The following is a 23167-nucleotide window of genomic DNA, read 5'->3' as shown; positions in this document are numbered from 1 at the left end:
TATAAAGTTGCTTTTTATGTACGCAGTAGTAGATATAGAAACCACAGGATTGCGTGGTGATGATAATAAAATAACCGAAATTTCCATTTTTGTTTTTGATGGCGAAAAGGTGGTAAAGGAATTTACTTCCTTGGTAAACCCTGAGGTTTCTATTAATTATAGAATTTCTCAACTTACGGGGATTACGGACAATATGGTGCGTACCGCTCCTAAATTTTATGAAATAGCACAAGAAGTTTTAGAATATACGGAGGGTTGTATTTTTGTAGCCCACAATGTTAATTTCGATTATAATATTATAAAAGAAGAATTAACGTCTTTAGGAGCGGAGTTTAAACGCAAAAAACTTTGTACCGTTCGTTTGTCTAGAAAGTTAATTCAAGGCCAGCAAAGTTATAGTCTAGGTGCATTGTGTACGAGTTTAGGAATCACCATTCATGGCAGGCATAGGGCTAGGGGAGATGCAGAAGCTACTGTTATCTTACTTAAAAAATTGTTGGATTTAGACAAGGATGGTATTTTTGAATCTTTTTTAAATCCAAAATCTAGACAGGCAACCTTACCACCACTGCTGCCAAAAGCTGTTATTGATGCCTTACCAAATACTACAGGGGTGTATTATTTTAAAGATGTAAATGGTAAAATAATATATGTGGGTAAAGCAAAGGACATTAAACAACGGGTGCTAAGTCATATATACAGTAAAACAAACAAAGAACAAAAGCTTTGCTTTGAAACGGCAGACATTGTATATACAGAAACGGGTAGTGAACTCGTAGCCTTGTTATTAGAGTCTGATGAAATTAAAAAGCAGTACCCAAAACACAATAGAGCCCAAAAAAGAGTGCGTTACAGTTATGGTGTTGGTACTTATATAGATCGTAAAGGTATACTGCATATTGTGTATAATAAACTTACAGCATTGCAAAACCCTTTATTTAAATTTTACAATCAGACAGAATGCAGGGCCTTCTTAGAGAAATTATGCGAAGAATATGAGCTTTGCCCTAGGTATTGCAATTTGCAACAAATTACGGGGGCTTGTTTTCATTATCATATTAAAAGCTGTAAAGGTGTTTGCAGGGATTTAGAAAGCGTAAGCTCCTATAACGAAAGGGCTTTAGAGGCCTTACGCTTAACGTCTGGTAATATTACAACATACCTAATTAAAGACATTGGAAGGGATAAAGATGAACGAGCTATCGTTTTAATAGAAAATGGAATTTACCAAGGTTTTGGATATGTAAAGGCTAAAAAACGAATAGCAACCTTAGAAGAATACGCCGCTCATATTACTCCAAAACAAGACAATACGGATGTACAAAAAATCATTAAAAGTTATTTAAGGCAAAATAAAGATAATGAGAGCGTCAGTATTGAAAATTGAAATATATAACGTTGAGCATATATTTTAAATTATATGCAATTTTGAATATATTTGCAAATATATGCATAAAGACATATATTTGATAAAAACAACACTATGGTTGCAATAATTACTGGCGATATCATCAATTCTAGGTTAGAAGATGTGGCGCTTTGGATGCCTGTACTTAAACAAGAGTTAGATCAGATTGGGAGCCAACCAAAAGATTGGGAAATTTATAGGGGCGATAGTTTTCAAATAAAAACCACACCCAAACAAGCGCTAATCACAGTATTGCATATTAAGTCGGCCTTAAAGCAATTTAAAAATTTAGATGTTAGAATGGCCATTGGAATTGGAGAAGAAGACTACCAAGCAGAGAAAGTAACAGAATCTAATGGTACGGCCTATGTAAATTCAGGCGAATGTTTTGAAGGGTTAAAAAAACAAACCCTAGCTATAAAAACACCTTGGAACGACTTTAATGTGGTGATTAACTTATTACTAGATGTCGCCGGACTTACCATTAACAACTGGACGCCAAACTATGCACTCATCATAAAGGAAAGCTTAGCAAATCCAAACACTACACAAAAAGACCTCGCTAAAAAATTAGCTAAAAAGCAGAGCAATATAAGTGCCGGCTTAAAAAGAGCAGGTTTTGATGAAATAGAAAAAATACTAGATTACTACAACCAACAAATACAAAAGTTATGTTAGTACTTGCCCTAAAATTTATTCTAGCACACCTACTAGGAGATTTTGTTTTACAACCGAATAAATGGATAAAAGACAAACAAAAAAAGAAATATAAATCGCCCTATTTGTATTGGCATATGTTAATACATTTGTTGGCGTTATTGGTACTTTTAAAATTTAATTCCGCCTATTTTTTAGGTATTGGCGTGGTTGTCATATCGCATTTTTTTATCGATTTAGGAAAATTAATTATCCATAAAAAAAACAATGCAAGGGTGCTGTTTTTTACAGACCAACTACTGCATTTATTGGTATTATTTGGAGTAGTGTCTTATTACATACCTTTTAATTTTACGTTTGCTTCTCTTTTTTCTCCTGAAATTTTACTTTTTACAATTGCTATCCTACTGGTTACTAGTGTGTCATCAATTTTAATGAAAGTAATAGTTTCTCGGTGGAAATTGGAAAACAGTGATAAAAAATCATTAAAAAATGCTGGTGCCTACATCGGTGTACTGGAACGCTTGTTTATTTTTATGTTTATTGTTTTAGGACAGTGGAGTGGCATTGGGTTTTTATTAACTGCAAAATCTGTATTTCGATTTGGGGATTTATCAAAAGCAAACGACCGCAAGCTCACGGAATACATTTTAATAGGCACCCTCTTAAGTTTTGGCTTGGCCATAGGTATTGCCTTGTGCTATACCTATGTACGTACCTTATTGCCAGAAACGATGTAATAGACCCTTGTTATGGAACAAAAAAAAACAGCAACCTCTAAAGTAAATAGTCTTTTAAAAATAGATTATAAGAGCGATGATGATATTTGGTTAACCAATACCCAAACCTTACGGAAGTTAATAGGTGTATTGGGGGTTTTATTGCCCATTTCACTTTTTATTTTTCTTTGGGTGTCTTCAGGACATACAAGCCCTTTAGAATCTATAAGCCATTATTATTACACCCGGGCAAACCCAATTTTTATTATAGTAGTTAGTATTCTGGCAATATTTCTAATGGTTTATAAAGGGAAAGAACCTATAGATTTCTACGTTTCTTTTACCGCTGGTTTGTTTGCTATAGTACTACTGCTATTTCCTACTGATAATATTGCACTTACATGTTGTGATGCAGATGCCGCCTATAGTGTAACTTATATACAAGATAATACTTGGCGCGTACGGTTTCATTACTTTGCAGCCGCGGTATTTTTATTGAGTTTAAATTATATGGCATTTTTTATTTTTACCAGATCAGATAAACCCAAGGAAAAACGGACCAAAGAGAAAAATATCCGTAATATTATTTATAAATTTTGTGGTGTGGTGATGGTATTGGCGCTTTTAATTATTTTATTGGGTTTAGTAAATGTGATTCCTGAGGATGTATATCGAGATAACCACATAACCTTTTGGATGGAAACACTTGCTATAGAGTGTTTTGGGATATCTTGGTTGGTAAAGGGTGAAACCATATTTAAAGATTAAGAAAGACAAAACCCCTGAAAAAAAATAATCAATTTCAAGGGCTTTGATGGTAAAAATGGGCAATCAAAAATAAGTTGTACACCAATTATTCCATAGTATAGGAAACCATAAGCGGTACGTCGTTGTTAAGCTAGCCCATTTGCTACGCACAATCTAAAAGTCTTAGTTTTTCAAGTGCTTCAGACTTTGAGTTAACATCTAATTTTAAATAAATATTCTGAATGTGAAAATTTACGGCACTGGGGGTTACAAATAATTTATCGGCAATGGTTTTATAGGTTTCACCCTCACATAAATAATCTATAATTTGATTTTCCCTCTTAGAAAAAGCACTGTATGATTTTCTTTGAAACATAGCAATTACTTTTTTTGCAATATCATTGCTCATAGCAACACCTTCGTCCTTTATAGAGTTTAAAGCATCATACAATCGGTCTTTATTTATGGGTTTGGTTAAATAACCATTGGATCCATTTTTAAAAGCCCTTTTAATTAGTGTAAATTCGCTTTGAGCACTTACAACTAAAATTTTAATGTTTGCAGCTTTTTTCCGAAACAAACGAACACCTTCAACTCCTCCAAGTTCAGAAATAGAAACTTCAGAAATAATAATATCGGGCTGAATATTATCAAAGGCTTGTAAAGCCTCTTTGGCATTTTTAAATATGCCTTTTAAATCATAATCTACATACCTGCTAAAGTAATTGCGGTAGGTTTCGTGAAATTTTGGATCGTTGTCTATAACGATAATTTTTAAAATAGTAGGTTTCATAAGTAAATGGGGTTTTGTGACACACAATTGTTTTTAGCAATGTATGGACACGGTTAAAATTAGGGGTAAAATTTGGGGTTTAGTAATGCTTTCTCTTTAAAAATAAGGCATAACAAGGCTTGGCTCAATTATCAATAGAAATAATTAAGTAGGTTTTACCCACTATATGAACTAGAATTAAGGCACTAAAAGGTCACTACCAAAAAATCTTAGTATGTATAGAAAGGTATGTTTTGTCTTATTTTTTAATAAAAAGGAATCACTAATTTAAAAGAGAAATATTCCCTTGGATAATTGGAAATATTTTGTGGTGTGTACGTGAAGTTCGGTACCTTTTTTGTTCTTTTGTAGGGAGTAATTTTTTTTCATAAGATTGGGATTTTGGGGTGTTGATAAAACAGCGTTTTAGGCTATTTTTTTCTAATTTATTAATATGGTTTTTAAACTATTTATAATAAAGATATAAAAATAGAGTTACCAAACAAACATTATTTGTAGGAAAATTCCCCACAAATAGATTTATGAAACAAAATTTATTTATTTTTATATATTAATTCATTAGATATCAAATACTTACTACAAGTTTGTTTTTTGTTTTAAAGTGTAGTCCTAAAAATTGTAAAAAAGCATTTTTTAGATGAACTACATCATTGTGTTAAAATTAATAGCCCAAAAGACACGTATAAAGAACATTTATATACAGTATCTTTTAGGACTATCCGCAACCCCCGATGCGATTTACTTATGAAAACCAATTTTTCCTCCTGGCAGAGGTATTAAATCTTTAATCCTCGTAGATATTAGAAGCTGTTGCCGTTGTTGAAGGTCTAGCAACAGAAATCTTATCTACTTTTAGGATCCATTTTTCGTCTTGATATTTACCATCTAAATTTGTAGCATATGCAGACTCTGCATCTTTTATATAGTTGTAATCGGCTAAGTATACATAGTACAAACCATTTTCTTTATTGTAAAATTGTTTTGCTTGTACTCCCTGTTCCTTTAGGTTTTTCATGAAAGCGTCCAAATACTTTTTAGTTTTATAAACATTGGCAATAACATAATAACCTGCTTCTACACCGCTTTCCTCAGATTGATTGATAACCTTTAAAGGAAGTTTTAAGAATTTTTGATGCGCTATACCACTTACGGTCTTAGCCTTTGTAGGTACCGCCGTATTGTCTGCCACTTCCGTATTTTGAACCGCATTTGGTTCTTGCGTATTACTATTTGCCTTTACTTCATTTCTTAATATTCGTACAATGGTTTCAAACTTTTTTTCTAATTCTGAACTACGTGCGTTTTCAATAGAATCTTGTCTTAAAATAAGCTCGTCTAGAATAAGTCTATTTTCATATGCCAAAGCGGCAATATCTTCCTTATAGCTAGTTTCAGCAGCAGACATGTCTGTAACCTTCTCTTTTTTAGCTGATTTGTTGCTGCGTTTAGAATTTTTCTTCTTTGTATTTAAGGTGACACTATGGGATTCAAAATTTTCAACTATGTCATTGAACTTATCTTCTATTTTGTTTGTGGAAGGCACTGTCTTATGGCTATATGCAAAGTGTTCTGGACTATCTATACTAGTTTTCTTGGTGGTTGTGAAGTTATTTTTAGTTGTATTCGGTTTAGAAGTATTTAAGGCCGATATCTGGGTTTCATACTTTTCTATAATAGCATCTATTTGCGATTTATTCTCATTAGATGACTTTTTTTGATTAGCGATAAGTGCTAAAATCTGCTCTTCATAATTTTTAATGATTCCGTCTATTTTGCTGTCTTGAGACTTTTCAGTACTAGTGGCAAAAGCCGGACCATTATTTTTAAAGGTATAGGCCAATGATAACTCGTGGTTCCACCCTAAATCTGTATTATCTTGCATCACATCTTTTTCTAACAAATACCCTAAAGACATTTTGTTACTAAGGTTAAATCCAAGTCCCATAGACAAACCGTAATTATCATCTATGGTAGACTGTATCCAACCATATTGTGGTAAATCGATTAAAATAGATCCAACATAGGAAACACTTCCATTTTCATTTTGTCCAATTTGTACAAGTGGCATTAGTCTTGCGTCTTCAAACAAGCCTCTAGCCGATTCAAAGGTATGTGTATATTGTAACGAAGCCTTGATACTTTTTCCATTAAAATTGGTAGAAAAAGCATCTGTTGTTTGGTTGTATTTCACCAAATCTTTTGCATAAATACCAAAATCAAATTTCCCTAAGGTTAAGGTTACAGCAGGCTGTATTGCTATTTTACTTTCTTTGCGTGCATCTTGTAACTCCGTATCGTTATCCTCTGCAACAATTCTATTTTTATCTAATCCTTCATTAAAGTAGGTAACATTAGCACCAAAGGTTAGTTTGCTTTTTTCGCCTAACTTAACCGCAGTTGCATAATTGGCATTAAACCCAAATTCTTGTACAACACCTGCCCATTGACTATAAATACCGATACCAAAGGCAGTATTGTCATTAATTCTATTACTAAAACCTATAAAGTAGTTTTGAATGTTATCATCAAAAGTAGCGTACTGGTTTCTGTGTAAAATGTTCAAGTAAGATTTATCCTCCCTTACTAATGAAAATGTAGGATTAATCAAAAACCTGTTGAAAAATAACTGATTGTGGTAGGTGTTATTTGAACTTGTTTCTGATATTTTTGTCTCCTGTGCATCCATTGTTTGTACAAATGGCAGTACACATAAAGCAATTAGGATATAGGTTTTTTTTGAAACTGTAATTTTACTTTTCATAATAGTAAAAATTAAGGGGTGTTTACTGGGGGTAATGGTGTTCAAGAATTTTAAATTTATTCTTGGTTACAATACTAGGCACTAAAGGATTGTTGTTTCGCAAAGGACTTTTACAAGCCTTTAGTGCCTAGTTTGTTAGTTCTTATTTATCTTCAAAAACAGAAGTGGAATAATCAGTTTTAGCATCTTCATTAAATATTTCCAATGAATTAAACTCTTTTACAGTACTTCTTTTGGGATTGGTATAGGTAAACGCCACTCTTTGAACGTTACCTTTCCCACGGTTAGACATGACGTACCCCGTGCCTTTATCAGCCATTAAATCAATTGAAAAATCGTCTTCTATACTATTGATTTGACTACCCAAATTGGCAGCAAAGCCAACTTTCTTTGGTCCCACTTCAACCATATATACATCCAATCCACCATAACCCTTATGGCCATTTGAAGCAAAAAACAAGGAGGTTCCATTGACAATGTTAGGGTATAAATCGTTTTTCTCAGTATTTACTTTTTTACCTAGATTTTTGGCGACACCAATGGTTCCGTTGGTGCTAATTTCAGCGACATAAATGTCGAATTTACCAAAGGTTCCAGGCATATTGGAAGCAAAGAATAAGCGCTTACCATCGTCAGAAATTGTTGGATGCATGGCCGAATAATTTTTAGGTGTTAACGTAACCTCCTGGATGTTTTTCCATTCACCGTCTTTTTTATCTGCCTTGTATATTTTATGAACCAATTCTTTCTTGGAAAAAATACCATAGGCTGGCTTTACATAGTCACTTTTACTAAAATAAGCTGTTTGGCCATCTGTTGTAATGGCAACAGGAGTTTTATAGGCATTTTGGTGACTGTTCTTTTCAGCATAACTGGCTTCAACGATACTGTTATCTCCTTGAGAAAGCTTTTCCAAGGTAGAAAGGCTACCTTTTGGATTAAAGACATACTCTCCGTATTTACCGGTATAGGATGTATTGTTTGTTTGCTCTTTCTTCACTTTATAATCAGATGCCACAGCGGCAAGCCAATCGGTCGTAGTGGAGTTAGAAATATCTTGCACGCCCATTTTTTGTAGGGAAAACTGGTAGCGCTCTTGATAACTCGCAGTAAGCATACCATTTTGACTTTGATCTTTTAGTTTTTTATACCAATATAAGGCTGTTTCATATTTTTCTAATAAGAAATTGGCATTGCCTAAATCTTCAAAAATCTCTTTTTCTTGGTAGCCTAACTCTTTAAGTTTACTGTAATTGGCTGTCCTTTTTTGAATCTCTACAGGGTTTAATTCTACAGAGGAACTAGAACCATTTTGTGCAGGTAGGGCATAGCAAAAGAGTGTTGTAATACATCCAATGGCTATTTTGTAGGGTATAGCATTTTTCATAAGATTGGGGTTTTAAACATTATAGTACAAATATCAGCATACAACATGAACTCATTATTAACAATATTTCATAGGTTTTTACTTTTTTTTAATGCTTAACCTACTAGTACCTACTAGTTGGTTGTTTAAAATATTAGAATATATTTGTGGTGTGGGAATTGTAGACATAACCAAAGAATCTAACTTGCCAAAATATCGGCAGATAGTAGCTTCCATTGAAGCTGCTGTTGGGAGTGGTGCCTTAAAAAAAGGCGATAAATTACCTTCTCTAAACAGTATAAAAAATCAGCATTCCCTTTCTAGAGATACCGTATTAATGGCTTTTAACGAGTTAAAAACCCGTGGCATCATTCAGTCTATAGTAGGGAAGGGGTATTATGTGAGCAGCGAAGACGTACAAGTGACTCAAAAAATATTTTTGTTGTTTGATGAGTTTAATTCCTTTAAGGAAGACTTGTATAACTCTTTTTTAAATAGTTTGGGTCCTACGGTTCAGGTAGATCTTTTTTTTCATCATTTCAATCCCGAAATGTTTCGTAAGTTAATTTCTGACAGTGCAGGAAACTATAGCTTCTATGTGCTAATGCCAGCCAATCTTCCAGAAACCAAAAAAAGTATTGAGCAATTACCTGTAGACAAGGTATATATCCTAGACCAAAAGTATGTTTCCCTTTCAGAATATCCTGCTGTCTTTCAAAATTTTGAAAAAAATATCATAGAAGGACTCCAAAATGTTTTGTTGTTACTTTTGAAGTATACTAAGATTTTTCTTGTTTTTCCTCCAGCGAAACAACCCATAGGTATTCTTAAAGGTTTTGAATTATTCTGTACGCAAAATAATATGGCTTCGGAAGTTATTGCGACCATAGCCGAGCGAAAACCACAAAAGGGAGAGGTGTATATTGTCCTGGATGATAGGAGTTTGCTTCAAATCGTAAAAAAGATATCTGAAGAAAATTGGGTATTGGCAAAAGATTTTGGAGTTATTGCTTACAATGATACGCTATTGAAAGAAATTGTTGCAGGAGGAATTACGACCATATCAACAGATTTTAATGCTATGGGAGCAAGATTGGCGCAAATGATTATCGCAAACGAAAAGGGCCAAGTAGAGAACCCCAATAGGCTTATTATTCGGAAGTCAATATAAATATAATACGATTTAAATTAGTGAGACATTTACACAATGAATAAAAAATTAATAAAAAAGGTAAGGCGTAGTTTTAAAGAGCATTTTAAAACAAAGGCGCTTCAAGTGTTTTCGCCGGGTAGAATAAATCTAATAGGCGAGCATACTGATTACAATGAAGGTTTTGTTTTTCCTGCCGCCATTAATAAGGGTATTGCCTTATCTATTCAACAATCAGAGGCAAATAAGTGTCAAGTATTTGCCTTGGACAAGGAAGTGATGTACGAGTTTACCCTCTCGGAAAATGAACCTATTGTGAATGGGGGGTGGCGGAATTATATTTTAGGTGTCGTTTCAGAACTTGAAAAGTTAGGCCTCAAATTGGGAAACTTTAATGCTGTGTTTGCGGGTAATATACCGTCGGGTGCCGGTTTGTCATCTTCCGCCGCCTTAGAAAATGCATTTGTTTATGGATTAAATGAACTTTTTGCATTGAGACTCTCCAAGAAGGATATGATTTTAATATCTCAAAAGGCAGAGCATAATTTCGCCGGGGTTCAATGTGGAATTATGGATCAATATGCCAGTATGTTTGGTGTAAAAAATAGTGCATTATTGTTAGATTGCAGAACGGTAACTGCCAAAACATACCGCATAGATTTTAAAAAATACAAGTTGCTATTATTTAATACCAATGTAGCACATGAGCTTTCAGAAAGCGCTTATAACGACAGGCGTACGGTATGTGAATCAATTTCAAAGCACCTCAATATAAAGGCGTTACGAGATGCAACCCATAAAGACCTTGAAGGTATTCAAAAGGAGGTGTCGGCAGAAGATTTCCAAAAAGCACTTTATATTATTGAAGAAAACCAAAGGGTACACGCTTTTGCGAAGGCAATTAAAAAAAATAAATTAAAAAAATTAGGCAAGCTTATGTATGCCTCTCATGCTGGTCTAAGCGAGCAATATAAAGTAAGTTGCCCTGAATTAGACTTTTTGGTACATAGGGCCAAAGAAAATCCGAATGTCCTTGGGGCTAGAATGATGGGTGGCGGGTTTGGAGGCTGCACTATTAATTTGGTACTCAAGGGTGCTGCAGAAGAGTTTGAAAACGAAATAACTTCCAAGTTTTTAAATGAATTTGGAATGGAATGCACTGTGTATCAGGTAGAACTATCCAAAGGCACTCACATTATTAAATAAAACGAATACCAATGAATACGGACTTACAAGATTTTTCACATAATCGTTTTAATATTCTTACAGGAGAATGGATCCTTGTATCGCCACATAGGGCTAAACGACCTTGGCAGGGGCAAAAAGAAGCTGTTGTAAATGGGCAACGCCCATCTCATGACTCTAGTTGCTATTTGTGTGCGGGCAATACTAGAATTAACGGAGAAATTAATCCGGACTATCCAGATGTCTATGTTTTTACGAACGATTTTGCAGCCCTGCAGTCAGATTCAAAGACTTTTTCAGTGGATGACGGATTGTTTAAAGCAAAAAGCGAGCAAGGAATATGTAAGGTTATTTGTTTTAGTCCAGACCACTCAAAAAGTTTGGCAGGTATGGAGGTTTCAGATATAGATAAAGTAATACAAGTATGGCAAAAGGAATATGTTTCTTTAGGCGAGAATGACACTATTAATTACGTTCAGATTTTTGAAAATAAAGGGGCAGTTATGGGTTGTAGTAACCCGCATCCCCACGGCCAGATATGGAGTCAGTCTAATTTACCTAATGAAGTAGTTAAAAAGGATAAACATCAAAAAGAGTACTACGAAAAAAATAAAAGGAGTTTGTTGGGCGACTATTTAGCGCAAGAAATTAAGGCGGAAGAACGTATCATTTATAAAAATGATCATTTTGTAGTGCTTACCCCGTTTTGGGCGGTTTGGCCTTTTGAAACCATGATCGTACCTAAGAATAACCAGTCAGACATTGCTCAAATGAATTCTCAAGAAAGTATGGCATTTGCAGATGCCATATCTGCAATTACAAGGGCCTATGATGTATTGTTTGACTGTTCATTTCCGTATTCTAGTGGTATTCATCAGGCGCCAACAAATGGGGAGTCTAATGAACATTGGCATTGGCATATGAGTTTTTATCCACCCTTATTGCGCAGTGCAACCGTTAAAAAATTTATGGTGGGGTATGAGATGTTTGGTTCTCCACAGCGTGATATTACGGCAGAACAGGCGGCTGATAGGTTGAGAGAATTGATATAATATTATTATTTTTAGATGCAATTTAGGAACCAAGGAAGATGCATAGAAAAGGGAATGCTTTGATTTATTTTGGTTCCATTATAATTTTTAAAAAACACATATATTCATATACTATGAAAACTATAATAACTAGATTATTCCTTTTCGCTACTATGGTGATATTGGGATCATGTAACACTCAAAAAGAGTTGTTTGTAGCTAATACGGGCAGTGATACATCTGGTGATGGGTCTTTTAAAGCCCCTTTTGCTACCCTAGAACGGGCAAGAGAAGAAATTAAGATTCTTAAAAAGGAGAATGCTACTATTGGGTTTGTGGTTCAAATACGAGGAGGTACCTATTATAGAACAACCTCTTTTGAACTTAATGAGGAGGATTCGGGTACCCAAAAACATCCTATTATTTATAAGGGGTATAACAACGAAAACGTAAGTATACATGGTGGAGTTAAAATTGAAATTGCAAAGGCTGAAAAAATTAAAGATGCCGCAGTATTACAAAGGTTTGATCCATCAATAGCAGATAAAATTGTTGTTATTGATCTTTCAACTCTGAATTTAAATGATCTCGGTACTATGCGCCCTGTTGGTTTTTCTAGACCATATGGACCTGCTTGGGCAGAATTGTTTGTGAATAGCAAGCCCTTTCAATTGGCACGTTGGCCCAACAATGCAACTATTCCTATGGGAGAAGTATTGGATACTGGATCGGTACCTCGAGATGGTGATTTTGGGGGCAAGGGAGCCACCTTTAAATTTGATACCGATAGGCCTACACTTTGGAAAAATAAAAAGGATATTTGGATTTCGGGATATTTCTTTAGAGGTTGGGCAGAGGATGCCGTTGAATTGGCAGAAATAGATACCATAAATAAGGTATTTAAAACAAAGGGCCCTTCCATGTATGGATTTGGTTCGGGTTTAAAATTTCAACGTTGGTATGTATATAACATCCTAGAAGAAGTTGATGAGCCGGGAGAATATTATATAGATCGCACCACTAAAAAATTATACTTCTATCCTTCAGAGGATATTAAGGTTTTGGAATTATCGGTTTTAGAAAAACCGTTGGTTAGTATTAAAGGTGCTTCAAATATTGAGCTCAGCGGACTCCAATTTGAGTGTTCAAGAGGGATGGGTGTTTATATGGAACGCACTCAAAATAACCGTATTCAAGATTGTACGTTCAAAAACCTGGGTATTGTAGGTGTGTCTATTGGTAAAGGAATAGCACCTTTTAAAAATTTGTCGCACGAAGGGGATGGTGTAGCGGTTTCCGATAAAATAGGAAGTTATTTGCAGCATGTTTATGCAAATCCTGTTTTTAATAGGGAGGCAGGCAACAACAATGGCGTAATAAATTGTACAATTTACAATACGGGAGCTGGAGGAATTCATTTAAGTGGGGGTGACCGTTTAACCCTGGAGCCTGGGAACAATTATGTAGAAAATACTACAATTCACGATTTTAATCGCCTTGAAAAGTCGTACCGAGCAGGAATAGATATCAGTGGTGTTGGAAATAGAATTTCAAACTGTGAAGTATACAACGCCCCAAGTATGGCTATTCTTATGCGGGGTAATGATCATTTGTTTGAGTATAATGAAATTCACAATGTTTGTCAGGAAGTACATGATCAAGGTGCGTTGTACTACGGTCGTGATCCTTCGGAAAGAGGCCATATTGTGCGGTATAACTATTTTCATCACCTCAACAGTCCACATGCAACCTCTGCAGTTTACCATGATGATGGTGCTTGTGGAATGGAAGTTTATGGCAATATTTTTTACAAACCAGGAAATATACCTGTACTTATAGGAGGTGGACAGGATAACCCCTATACCAATAATATTTTTATAGATGCCGAATTGGGGATCCACATTGATAACCGAAATCAGGGCTGGTCTAAATTCCTACTTGATAAAGGTGGGATTTATGATCAACGCTTAAAAATGGTAAATTTAAAAACCCCTCCCTACAGCACAAGGTATCCTAATTTGGTAAACTATTGGGAAGATGAGCCGGCACTTCCTAAACGAAATCCTGTTTCAAAAAATATTTTTTATAAGGTAACAACACCCATTGATGGTTCTAAAGATTGGTTGCCATTTTTGGAAGACAACTGGATTACAGAAGAGGACCCAGGATTTGTAGATATAGAAAATGGTGATTTTATGCTCAAAGAAACAGCCAAAGCCTTTGAAAAGGTTCCTGGATTTAAAGCTATTCCCTTTGATAAGATTGGGGTGAATAAAAATAGAAAGTAGGGTTTTAAAACAGTAAAAGAAAACGCTGAAAATTCACCCAATAACTTAAGTTTGGTCAAGCGGTATATGTTATCGTTTTTATATAAAATAAATGAAAAAAAGATTCACATATACAACCCCAATAACGGCGCTCTTAATTTTAGTATTGATTTTAGGTTGTAAAAGTACATCTACGGCACAAGAGACCAATGATCTGGCTACATTAAAAGTAATGACATGGAACATTTGGGGGAAGCTTAATTTGGAACCACGCTACACAATAGCAGGTAAAACAGCCAGACAAAGAGTAATAGACATTATTAAGGATAGTAAAGCCGATATTATAACAATGACTGAGACTTATGGTTCTGCAAAAGCAATTTCAGAGGCATTAAATTACTACTATTATACGCCTTCACCTGATGCCAACCTAACTATTTTTAGCAGATATCCCTTAGAGAATTTTGGTAATATAGAAGGCTTATCTCCTTTTTCTTTTATTGTTGCTACTGCTATTTTACCGAGTAATCAAAAAGTACGAGTTTATAATATATGGCTCACCAGTGGTGGTAGACATATTGTAGCGATCAAAGATGAAAATCTTTCTGATGCAGCATTTAATAACGGAGATGAAAATCGTTATGAGCATATTCAGCAACTGCTTCAACATAAAGATTTTAAAAAAGATTTTGCGAATAGAGATCAAATACCAGTAATCGTTGCAGGAGATTTTAACTGTGTTTCTCATTTAGATTTTACCAAGGAGACAAAAAAGGATGGATTGAATTTTGATAGACTGTTAGCAAACAAAACTGCTATAGCAATGGCCAATGCAGGTTTTACGGATACTTATAGGGCAACGAACACTCAAATAACCAAAGAAACTTTAGGGTATACGTGGACCACAGTAGGGCTAGAATACACCTATGAATCAGGTATGGGCTTTGTTCCTATTACAACAGCAACACATCCTGAACCGGAATACCGAAACCCTTTTGCCAGAATTGATTTTATTTACAGTATAGGAAAAAGTATAATACCTATAAATTCAAAAACTATTATGCATCACAAAGCCAATTTAAATAGAAGTTTTCCTGAATTTCCATCGGATCATGGTGCAGTATTAACGACTTTCAAATTGAACGGAAATCAATTCAATTTAAAGTTAAAAAAATAAAAGAGACCAATGAAAAAAGTAATTTTAAGTGCAATATTGTTCATTTCCTTTTTGAATAACCACTGGATTAGCGCACAAGAAAAGCAACCCTTAAAAGTGATTAGTTATAACATTTGGAATGGTTTTGATTGGGGTAAAGATATGGATCGTAAAAGTCAATTTATAGCGTGGGTAAATTTTCAAAAACCAGATGTATTTGCTTTACAGGAATTGTGTGGTTATACGCAAGAAAAATTGCTAGCAGATGCTAAAAAATGGGGACATAATTATGCGGAAATTCTTAAAACCTCTGGTTATCCAGTGGGCATTACATCCAAAAAGCCCATAGAAGTAAAAGAAAAAATATTGGAAGGGATGCATCACGGAGCATTGCATTGTAAAGTTGATGGTATTGATATTTTTGTGATTCATTTTTCACCATTTAGCCATCAAAAAAGGCAAAGTGAAGCAAAAATTGTAGCAGACAAATTAGCCGAAGTTTCTAAAGAACAAAACAAATATTTGGTTTTAGGCGATTTTAATGCCTTGTCACCTTTTGATGCCCATTTGTATAAAGATAAAACGTGGCTTTTAGATGATCTGAGAGCTTCTGAAAAAGAACACGATCACGTTCAGAACTTACTAAATGACGAGTTAGAATACGGTGTAATTGGTTCTCTTTTAGGGATTCCTCTAATTGATGTTACTCAAAAGTTTACGGTTACATGGGAAGATAGGTTAAGTTGTCCAACCCAGGTTTTTGCAGAAGAAAAAGGAAAAGGACCCCATAAAAATTCTACACGAATAGACTATATTTTAAGTTCTCCTTTTTTAGCAAAAAAGTGTGTAAATGCTAAAGTCTTAAACACAGAAGAAACCTATTATTTATCAGACCATTATCCGGTCTTGGCAGAATTTGAAAGATAGATTTAAAAAACTAAACGAAGCCTAGTTCTTAAAATTACTGAATTAGAATTTATTTCTAAAGACTTATTAATCAATTTGAATAGCAATGTATTTAACTGAAGTAGTAGTCAATGAAATTTAAAATAAAGACCTTTAATTTTTAGATACTATTAATATTCCATTTGCAAACGACAATAGGTTTTAGGCGTATACCCCGTAAATTTTTTAAAGGTAGTCGCAAAATATTGAGATGAACTAAACCCAAGATCAAAAGCCACTTTGGTAACGGCCCTATTTTTTAGTAAATCTATTTTACCTTGTTCTATCTTAGACCTATTAATATATTCCTTAGGTGGCATACCGGTTTGTAACTTAAACCACGCTTTAAAATATCCTGTAGACATTCCCGACAAATTTGCCATTTCATCAACATAAATAATCCGATGCAAGTTTTGCTGTATATAGTTGTCCAGTTGATTTAATTTTATGGTAGGCGCTGTTTGTTGTGGCTTTTTGGAAAGCATAACCGTTTCCAATAGTAATTGTTTTATTAATTGATCTGCCATAATTTCGGAATAGATAGAATCCCATTTTTCAAAATGGCTAACTAATTTTTCTAAAATAAATTTAAGTTGAAACGCTCCATTAAAAATTACAGCTGATTTTTTTTGTAATGCTTCAAGGAGATAATCGGAATGTTTTTTTGGCAAATTACAAAGTTTGCCTGTAGAATTGTTCAATAGTATTTGAATCCAAAATAATTCTCCTTTATCTTCTGGAAACTCTCCGGTGCTGTGCATGGTATCTGGCGGCACTACAAAAATATCGTTCCCATTTAATTCATATAATTGACCACCAACCTTATAATGCTGTTGTCCTTTCATACAAAAACAAATTTCCAAAGTCTCTTCATGACGGTGACTATCAAGGCCAGGTTTCACCTCTTTATATTTGTAGTGACCAAAGGATAAACCTCTTCTTATCCCGTATTCCTGAAGATTAAAAACCTTTCTTTCTTGTGTTGAAGTTTCCATAGTAAAATGTATAAAAAAGTAATATAATACAAAAACGATAGACTTTTAATTAAAATAACAGCAAATTTGAAAACTATAAAATGTTTCAATGGATAACAGTCAATTAAGATTTAAACAAGATGGATATTTAAAAGTAGGAGCCCTACTGTCCATGGATGAAGTTGGTGCGCTACGCACTATTTACGATACACTTTTGCAGGATAAGGTAAATACTGCTCATTTACGTAGCGATTTGGCTGGTGTAGATACCCAAACAAATAAAAAGGAGGAACGCATTACACAAATAATGCGACCCAGTAGTATAGTTCCAGAATTGCTACATAATAGTGCTTACCAAAAAGTAGAAAGATGGGCAAAGGAGCTTTTAGGGGAAGATATGGAACTAGATTTCGACATGATGATCAATAAGGCACCAAAGAATAATACCGCAACCCCATGGCACCAAGATGCGGCCTATTGGATAGCAATGCCCGATAAGCGATCGGTAAGTTGTTGGATAGCCCTAGATGAAGTTTTTGAGGAAAATGGATGTATGTGGTTTATTTCTAGGGAAGACCAACAGGTTCTTCCTCATAAAAACCTTCCAAACGGTGGGGCATTGTATTGTGAAACGGAAACTAGTACGGCGCAAAGTGTTCCGCTCCATCCTGGTGGCTGTACATTTCATGATGGTTTTACCTTGCATTTTAGTCAAGGGAATAGTACAGAAACACAACGCAGGGCTTTGATCTTAAATTTTAGACCCAAAGCGATGATAGCTTATGAACGAGAGCAAGGAGTAGATCATACCGGGGAAAGAAAACAAAGGAATAAATAGAAATCTATAATAGCTAAACAAATGTGCCAATGAAAATAAGTTAATGAAAAAATTAGGGAAATGCACTAACATTTCCCTAATACCTAGAAAACTAGGGTAATATATTGAACTAAAATTAATTCATTTAAAATTATGAAAAAAATAACCAATTCCATTTATTTAAAACCAATAAATGACAATAAAAAATATTTACTTTTAATAAAATTTTGCTTCCTCTTTATATCAAGCTCAATTGTATCTGCTAATGTCTTTAATAGAACACATATAGATAATGAGAGAAATATTTATATGCAATTTGCTCTTCAAGGGACTGTTACTACCGAAAACGGAACTCCCTTGCTAGGGGCAAGTATAATCGAAAAAGGCACCTCTAATGGTACACAAACCGATTTTGATGGAAGGTTTTCTTTGGAAACAAGAACTGGAAATTCAACTCTTATTGTATCCTATGTTGGGTATGTGACCCAAGAAATTGTAGTTAATAATAAAACAAGTATTAAAATTCAATTAATAGAAAATACCAACGCATTAGATGAAGTAGTGCTAGTTGGTTATGGTACTAAAAAATTAACAAGTGTTACAACAGCAGTATCATCTGTAAATATAGAGGAACTTGGCAATGTTACTACCCAAAATATTGCATCTGCTCTTCAAGGAAGAGTTCCTGGTTTATTTATAAGAGATGCTGGGTATAACAAAGGCTTGTCTGTATTGGTTAGAGGTGCTACAACTATTGGAAATAATAGTCCTTTATATATTGTTGATGGTATACCGCAAGACTTATTAAAAGTAGACCCCAATGATATTGAGGCAGTTTCAGTTTTGAAAGGTGGTGCGGCTTCTGCTATTTATGGGGCTAGAGCAGCAGCAGGTGTCATTTTGGTAACTACTAAATCTGGTGCTAACAAAAAGGCAACTTTTAACTTTGAAACATTTACGAGCTGGGGAGAATTAACAACTGTACAAAAAGGAGCAAACTCCTTAGATTCAGCAGATATTATGAATGTAGCGTCCATTAATTCAAATGGTAATCCTGCTTTTACTGCTGCAGATATTGCTAAGTTTAGTGGTGCATATGATCCAAACTATGCCAATACCAATTGGCAAGATGAAATACTTAAAACAGAAGTAACTAATCGTTATTTTTTAAGTGCAACTGCTGGAGGTGAAAAGACTTCATATTATTTCTCTTTAGGGCACAGAGCATCTGATGGAATAATGAAAACGGGTATAGATAGAAAACAATATAATTTAAGAACTAATTTAAAAACTGAATTAAGAGATAATATTGATTTAGGTGTAAATTTAAGTTACAACATTACAAATAATACTTCTCCTAGCTTAAGTATAGATGCCATTTATAACCATATGAATGTTATTGCTCCGTGGGCAGGGGTTCGAGAGAGTTTAGAACCAGGAGCAAAATATAATCATTTTGCAAATTCGGGGACATACGCAAGAGGATTTTGGAATCCTTTATGGGAATTAGAAGCAGGAACCTCAAATACTAAAACGAAAACATTTACAGCAAATACGAGTCTTACATGGGAAATTATTAACGGCTTAAAGGCTATTGGTCGTTATTCACTAATCTCTAATACAAGCAGGGGTGTATCAAGTACATTCAAAGGTTCTACAACAGGTGGTGCACCATGGGTGTCAGATGTGAACAGCCAAAGTCAAACATGGAGCGATAACAATCAGTACAATGCTCAAACTTTATTAACATATGATAAAACCTTCGGAATACATAACTTAAGTGTCTTGGCAGGTTGGGATGTACAGTTTAATAAAGATTCATGGATTTCAGGATCAAGAAGAAATTTTCAATTTGATAATTTATTAACAGAATTGAGTGCTCCAAATTCTGGTGACAATGATGATATCACTGGTTTAGGTAGTAATACTGGTGAAAGTGCATTGCAATCTGCTTTAGGTAGGTTTAACTACGATTTTGATGAAAAGTACTTTCTTGAGCTTTCGGCTAGATATGATGGTTCATCTAATTTTGCACCTGAGACAAGATATGGATTTTTCCCTTCTGCCTCTGCAGCATGGATGATAAGTAAAGAAGACTTCTTTACTTCAAACGCTATAGATAATCTTAAATTTAGAGCCTCTATTGGGCAGATTGGTAACAACAGAGTAAATGGTAGCTATTTTTCAAATATTTCGTTTGGCTCCTATTATTTCGGTGCCGGAGATATTGTTGGTTCAACCGCATCAGAAGGAGGAATACCATTTAGAAATTTGAAGTGGGAAACTACTACTACTACGAATTTTGGTGTAGATTTCTCAGTAGACAATGGAATTATTGCTGGATCATTAGATTATTATATTAAAAATACTGACGATATATTATTAGGAAGTCCAGTTCCTGGAACGGTAGGAACTTATAGATCTGGGCCGGCAATAAATGCAGGTTCTGTTAAAAATAATGGTGTAGAATTGGTTATAAGCCATCGTAATACACTTTCCAATGGTTTAAATTATGGTGTTTCATTTAATGGTACCTATAACAAAAATGAGATTACTGAATTAACTGATGCTTTCTCTGAGTTTAATACCTCTTACAGAGTTGGTGATGCGCTAGGAACGGTGTATGGTTATCAAGCAGATGGGTTGTTAACATCGCAAACAGAGGTGGATGCTTATAAAGCAGCAATAACATCGGGAATTAGTGGGTCTACCGCAATGGGAGACATTAAGTATATAGATCAAAATGGTGATAATAAGTTAGATTTTGAGGATAGAATTGCAATTGCAGAAACCATTCCTAAAATTACATATGGTATGAACTTAAATGCGAATTGGAAAAATTTTGATTTCCAAATGTTCTTCCAAGGAACAGGTAAGTCTAGGGAACATAAAATTAACGATTTATTTGGTAATTTTAGTTGGATTCCGGAAGAAGCTGGTGATGCTTGGAGTGCTGATAATGTAGATGGATCCTATCCAAGGTTGTTTCTTTTTGGACAACAAACATATAACCAGAACTTTAGTACTACCTCTAGCTTTTGGACATTTAATTCATCTTATTTAAGATTAAAGAATTTACAATTAGGATATACTATTCCTATTAAAGAGAATAATTACATTAATAAAGCAAGAATCTATTTTGCTGGCACAAATTTATTGACTTGGTCCGATTTTAGACCTGGTTTTGATCCAGAATCTCAAGGTTTAGATATTCCACCTGTGAAGACATTTTCGTTGGGTGTAAATATTAACTTTTAAAAAAATAATACTATGAAAATTTATATAAAAATTATATGCTTACTAATTGTTTCTTTTGGCATCTTTCAAAGTTGTTCAGAGGAAGACATTACTAAACTACCTGTTACGGCTTTATCAGAAGATGCTTTTTGGACTAGCGAGAGTGATGTTTCTCAAGCTGCAAATGCGCTTTATGGTTCATTGAATAATGTAGGGCAGATTGAATGGGATGCTTTAACAGACATCATGTTTAGCCAATATGGTACTTCATCAATTGCTACAGGTGGGCTTAGCGCTGGAACTGGCCTTGTTAATGATTTATGGACGGGGCAATATGGGACAATTAGAGACGCCAACTGGTTTTTACAAAATATTGATAAAGCACCTTTAACTAAATCAGAACAAGCTAAGTACAAAGGGCAAGTTCGTTTTTTTAGAGCTTGGGCCCATTATAAATTACTATATCAATTTGGTCCTATTCCAGTGGTAACTACTGTCTTAGAAGTTAACGAAGGTCAAGTAGAGCCTAGTACTCGAGCCCAAGCCTTGAGTGCTGTCTTAACCGATTTGGATTTGGCAATTACAGAATTATCTGCTGCAGATTATACGCCTGAATATGGTAGAATTACCAAATGGGCTGCTATGGCTCTAAAATCTAGAATTTTGTTATATGAAGGAACTTTAGCGGAAGATAACACCTTATTATCAGAAAGCGCAAATATAGCTTCACAAATAATGGGAGGCGGTTTTAGTTTACATAATAACTATACCGAATTATTTAGACCTGAAGGAGACGGTAGCAATGAAATAATATTGGCTAGAGTTAATGCTGATTTGGAAGGACGTTATCATGCCCTAAACCAATGGTTATCACCCATAAGTTTTCATGCATCTTGGTCTACTATTACACCTACGATGGCGCTAGTTGAAAAATACCCAGACATTAACGGAGAAGATATTTCAACTAGTCCTTTATACAATCCAGCTACCCCCTTTGTGGATAGAGACCCACGTTTAAATCAAACTATTTTTGATTGGAATGAGGATGTTGATTACGAGGGCGCAATGTTTGTAAATAATGGTACTTGGTTAAACTTGAGAAAGTTTATTAACCCTGCAGAAACAACAGAACAAAGAAGTCATAACGATTTTATTGTTTTTAGACTAGGAGAAGTACACTTAAACTATGTTGAAGCTTTGAATGAGGTTAATGGCCCATCTCAAGAATTGTTAGACATTATTAATGATTTAAGAACTAGGGGTGGTCAAGGTGCTGGTATTGGAGGTGCAGATATAGTGGTGCCGCCAATTGCTCTTGCTGGCTTAACAAAAGATACGTTTCGAGAAATTGTCCGACGTGAAAGAATTATTGAATTAGCTGCAGAAGGTATTCTTTATTACGATTACCACAGGTGGAGATTGTTGGAAACAACAATGAACCAACCGGCAGTAGGAATTATTCCATTAGATGTTAGATCGTTTACAGCACCTAGAGATTATACATGGCCTTATCCAGATTTTGAACAAATTAATAACCCCAAATTAATACCTCATTCTGGATGGTAATAATTTAATAACATAAGTAAAACCTCGCTTCAAAGAGTTAGTTTAGTTAGTTTTTTGAGTTGCGAGGTTTTTCCTCTTACTCGTTTTATGGTTTTTAGATTAAAAAAAGGAATAATAGTATGGAACTAAAGTTTATATACCCTAGATGGGGGAGTGCTGAGATGCCTTGGCCCGTTTTTTTAAAAAAGGTAAAAGAAGCTGGTTATGATGGGGTAGAAATAGATCTTCCTCTAGACAAATTCAGAAAGAAAGAAATCTGTGCTATGCTGACAGATTTCGAATTGGAATTTGTAGCCCAACATTGGGAAACCAAGGAGGTGGACTTTAAAAAGCATAAGGAGGTCTATAAAAAGCATTTGTATAATTTAGCAGAGGCCAAGCCTATTTT

General features: G+C 34.6%; 17 protein-coding genes and 1 pseudogene. 14 read left to right on the top strand and 4 right to left on the bottom strand.

Annotated elements, in window-relative coordinates; translation table 11 throughout:
- Positions 1-16: 16 nt before the first annotated feature.
- The 4 genes from MWU65_RS07715 to MWU65_RS07700 all read left to right on the top strand — a co-directional run bounded on the left by MWU65_RS07715 (position 17) and on the right by MWU65_RS07700 (position 3552).
- On the top strand, positions 17-1387 hold the full coding sequence (locus MWU65_RS07715; protein ID WP_247076686.1) for an exonuclease domain-containing protein: 1371 nt from the start codon (positions 17-19) through the stop codon (positions 1385-1387).
- A 96-nt stretch (positions 1388-1483) separates the two neighbouring features.
- A complete protein-coding gene (locus MWU65_RS07710) occupies positions 1484-2086 on the top strand; it encodes a SatD family protein (RefSeq protein ID WP_247076684.1) in 603 nt (200 codons plus the stop codon).
- Positions 2080-2805, top strand: coding sequence for a DUF3307 domain-containing protein (locus MWU65_RS07705; protein WP_247076682.1), 726 nt, complete (start codon positions 2080-2082; stop codon positions 2803-2805). The genes MWU65_RS07710 and MWU65_RS07705 overlap by 7 nt, the downstream gene beginning before the upstream one ends.
- A gap of 12 nt (positions 2806-2817) precedes the next feature.
- Positions 2818-3552, top strand: a complete 735-nt coding sequence (locus MWU65_RS07700; RefSeq protein ID WP_247076680.1) for a hypothetical protein — start codon at positions 2818-2820, stop codon at positions 3550-3552.
- A 142-nt stretch (positions 3553-3694) separates the two neighbouring features.
- On the opposite strand, the gene MWU65_RS07695 is transcribed toward MWU65_RS07700, so the two are convergent.
- The 3 genes from MWU65_RS07695 to MWU65_RS07685 form a co-directional block, all read right to left on the bottom strand.
- The gene (locus tag MWU65_RS07695; protein WP_247076678.1) at positions 3695-4324 is read right to left on the bottom strand and encodes a response regulator transcription factor; all 630 of its coding nucleotides are present in this window, start codon (positions 4322-4324) and stop codon (positions 3695-3697) included.
- Positions 4325-5108: 784 nt separating this feature from the next.
- A complete protein-coding gene (locus MWU65_RS07690) occupies positions 5109-7085 on the bottom strand; it encodes a type IX secretion system membrane protein PorP/SprF (protein WP_247076676.1) in 1977 nt (658 codons plus the stop codon).
- Positions 7086-7227: 142 nt separating this feature from the next.
- Positions 7228-8472, bottom strand: coding sequence for a cell envelope biogenesis protein OmpA (locus MWU65_RS07685; protein WP_247076674.1), 1245 nt, complete (start codon positions 8470-8472; stop codon positions 7228-7230).
- A 91-nt stretch (positions 8473-8563) separates the two neighbouring features.
- Between MWU65_RS07685 and MWU65_RS07680 the strand changes: the two genes are divergently transcribed.
- The 6 genes from MWU65_RS07680 to MWU65_RS07655 all read left to right on the top strand — a co-directional run bounded on the left by MWU65_RS07680 (position 8564) and on the right by MWU65_RS07655 (position 16167).
- Positions 8564-9622, top strand: a complete 1059-nt coding sequence (locus MWU65_RS07680; RefSeq protein ID WP_247076672.1) for a GntR family transcriptional regulator — start codon at positions 8564-8566, stop codon at positions 9620-9622.
- Between the two features lie 36 nt (positions 9623-9658).
- Entirely contained in the window at positions 9659-10807 is a 1149-nt protein-coding gene (galK, locus tag MWU65_RS07675; protein WP_247076670.1) for a galactokinase, read from the top strand.
- Between the two features lie 11 nt (positions 10808-10818).
- Positions 10819-11838, top strand: a complete 1020-nt coding sequence (locus tag MWU65_RS07670) for a UDP-glucose--hexose-1-phosphate uridylyltransferase (RefSeq protein ID WP_247076668.1) — start codon at positions 10819-10821, stop codon at positions 11836-11838.
- A 113-nt stretch (positions 11839-11951) separates the two neighbouring features.
- A complete protein-coding gene (locus tag MWU65_RS07665; RefSeq protein WP_247076666.1) occupies positions 11952-14105 on the top strand; it encodes a right-handed parallel beta-helix repeat-containing protein in 2154 nt (717 codons plus the stop codon).
- Positions 14106-14196: 91 nt separating this feature from the next.
- Complete coding sequence (locus MWU65_RS07660; protein WP_247076664.1) at positions 14197-15261, top strand: endonuclease/exonuclease/phosphatase family protein; 1065 nt, start codon at positions 14197-14199, stop codon at positions 15259-15261.
- A gap of 9 nt (positions 15262-15270) precedes the next feature.
- The gene (locus MWU65_RS07655) at positions 15271-16167 is read left to right on the top strand and encodes an endonuclease/exonuclease/phosphatase family protein (RefSeq protein WP_247076662.1); all 897 of its coding nucleotides are present in this window, start codon (positions 15271-15273) and stop codon (positions 16165-16167) included.
- A gap of 149 nt (positions 16168-16316) precedes the next feature.
- On the opposite strand, the gene MWU65_RS07650 is transcribed toward MWU65_RS07655, so the two are convergent.
- Complete coding sequence (locus MWU65_RS07650; RefSeq protein WP_247076660.1) at positions 16317-17180, bottom strand: AraC family transcriptional regulator; 864 nt, start codon at positions 17178-17180, stop codon at positions 16317-16319.
- Positions 17181-17268: 88 nt separating this feature from the next.
- Between MWU65_RS07650 and MWU65_RS07645 the strand changes: the two genes are divergently transcribed.
- The 4 genes and pseudogenes from MWU65_RS07645 to MWU65_RS07630 all read left to right on the top strand — a co-directional run.
- On the top strand, positions 17269-17997 hold the full coding sequence (locus MWU65_RS07645; protein WP_247076658.1) for a phytanoyl-CoA dioxygenase family protein: 729 nt from the start codon (positions 17269-17271) through the stop codon (positions 17995-17997).
- A 132-nt stretch (positions 17998-18129) separates the two neighbouring features.
- Positions 18130-21234, top strand: a complete 3105-nt coding sequence (locus tag MWU65_RS07640; protein WP_247076657.1) for a TonB-dependent receptor — start codon at positions 18130-18132, stop codon at positions 21232-21234.
- Positions 21235-21246: 12 nt separating this feature from the next.
- A complete protein-coding gene (locus MWU65_RS07635; protein WP_247076656.1) occupies positions 21247-22779 on the top strand; it encodes a RagB/SusD family nutrient uptake outer membrane protein in 1533 nt (510 codons plus the stop codon).
- A gap of 119 nt (positions 22780-22898) precedes the next feature.
- Positions 22899-23167: pseudogene (locus MWU65_RS07630) on the top strand (sugar phosphate isomerase/epimerase); the annotation flags it as partial.

Origin of the sequence: Cellulophaga sp. F20128 (assembly GCF_023015805.1) — a bacterium.
Lineage (GTDB): Bacteria > Bacteroidota > Bacteroidia > Flavobacteriales > Flavobacteriaceae > Cellulophaga.
This window is presented reverse-complemented; position numbering and strand designations above follow the sequence as displayed.

What these genes read in the sequence shown, in the direction of transcription:
- MWU65_RS07695 (WP_247076678.1), bottom strand. Translation starts at nt 4,324, where the DNA reads ATGAAACCTACTATTTTAAAAATTATCGTTATAGACAACGATCCAAAA.
- MWU65_RS07645 (WP_247076658.1), top strand. Translation starts at nt 17,269, where the DNA reads ATGGATAACAGTCAATTAAGATTTAAACAAGATGGATATTTAAAAGTA.
- MWU65_RS07710 (WP_247076684.1), top strand. Translation starts at nt 1,484, where the DNA reads ATGGTTGCAATAATTACTGGCGATATCATCAATTCTAGGTTAGAAGAT.
- galK (WP_247076670.1), top strand. Translation starts at nt 9,659, where the DNA reads ATGAATAAAAAATTAATAAAAAAGGTAAGGCGTAGTTTTAAAGAGCAT.
- MWU65_RS07670 (WP_247076668.1), top strand. Translation starts at nt 10,819, where the DNA reads ATGAATACGGACTTACAAGATTTTTCACATAATCGTTTTAATATTCTT.
- MWU65_RS07715 (WP_247076686.1), top strand. Translation starts at nt 17, where the DNA reads ATGTACGCAGTAGTAGATATAGAAACCACAGGATTGCGTGGTGATGAT.
- MWU65_RS07655 (WP_247076662.1), top strand. Translation starts at nt 15,271, where the DNA reads ATGAAAAAAGTAATTTTAAGTGCAATATTGTTCATTTCCTTTTTGAAT.
- MWU65_RS07665 (WP_247076666.1), top strand. Translation starts at nt 11,952, where the DNA reads ATGAAAACTATAATAACTAGATTATTCCTTTTCGCTACTATGGTGATA.
- MWU65_RS07650 (WP_247076660.1), bottom strand. Translation starts at nt 17,180, where the DNA reads ATGGAAACTTCAACACAAGAAAGAAAGGTTTTTAATCTTCAGGAATAC.
- MWU65_RS07705 (WP_247076682.1), top strand. Translation starts at nt 2,080, where the DNA reads ATGTTAGTACTTGCCCTAAAATTTATTCTAGCACACCTACTAGGAGAT.
- MWU65_RS07660 (WP_247076664.1), top strand. Translation starts at nt 14,197, where the DNA reads ATGAAAAAAAGATTCACATATACAACCCCAATAACGGCGCTCTTAATT.
- MWU65_RS07685 (WP_247076674.1), bottom strand. Translation starts at nt 8,472, where the DNA reads ATGAAAAATGCTATACCCTACAAAATAGCCATTGGATGTATTACAACA.
- MWU65_RS07680 (WP_247076672.1), top strand. Translation starts at nt 8,564, where the DNA reads ATGCTTAACCTACTAGTACCTACTAGTTGGTTGTTTAAAATATTAGAA.
- MWU65_RS07635 (WP_247076656.1), top strand. Translation starts at nt 21,247, where the DNA reads ATGAAAATTTATATAAAAATTATATGCTTACTAATTGTTTCTTTTGGC.
- MWU65_RS07700 (WP_247076680.1), top strand. Translation starts at nt 2,818, where the DNA reads ATGGAACAAAAAAAAACAGCAACCTCTAAAGTAAATAGTCTTTTAAAA.
- MWU65_RS07640 (WP_247076657.1), top strand. Translation starts at nt 18,130, where the DNA reads ATGAAAAAAATAACCAATTCCATTTATTTAAAACCAATAAATGACAAT.
- MWU65_RS07690 (WP_247076676.1), bottom strand. Translation starts at nt 7,085, where the DNA reads ATGAAAAGTAAAATTACAGTTTCAAAAAAAACCTATATCCTAATTGCT.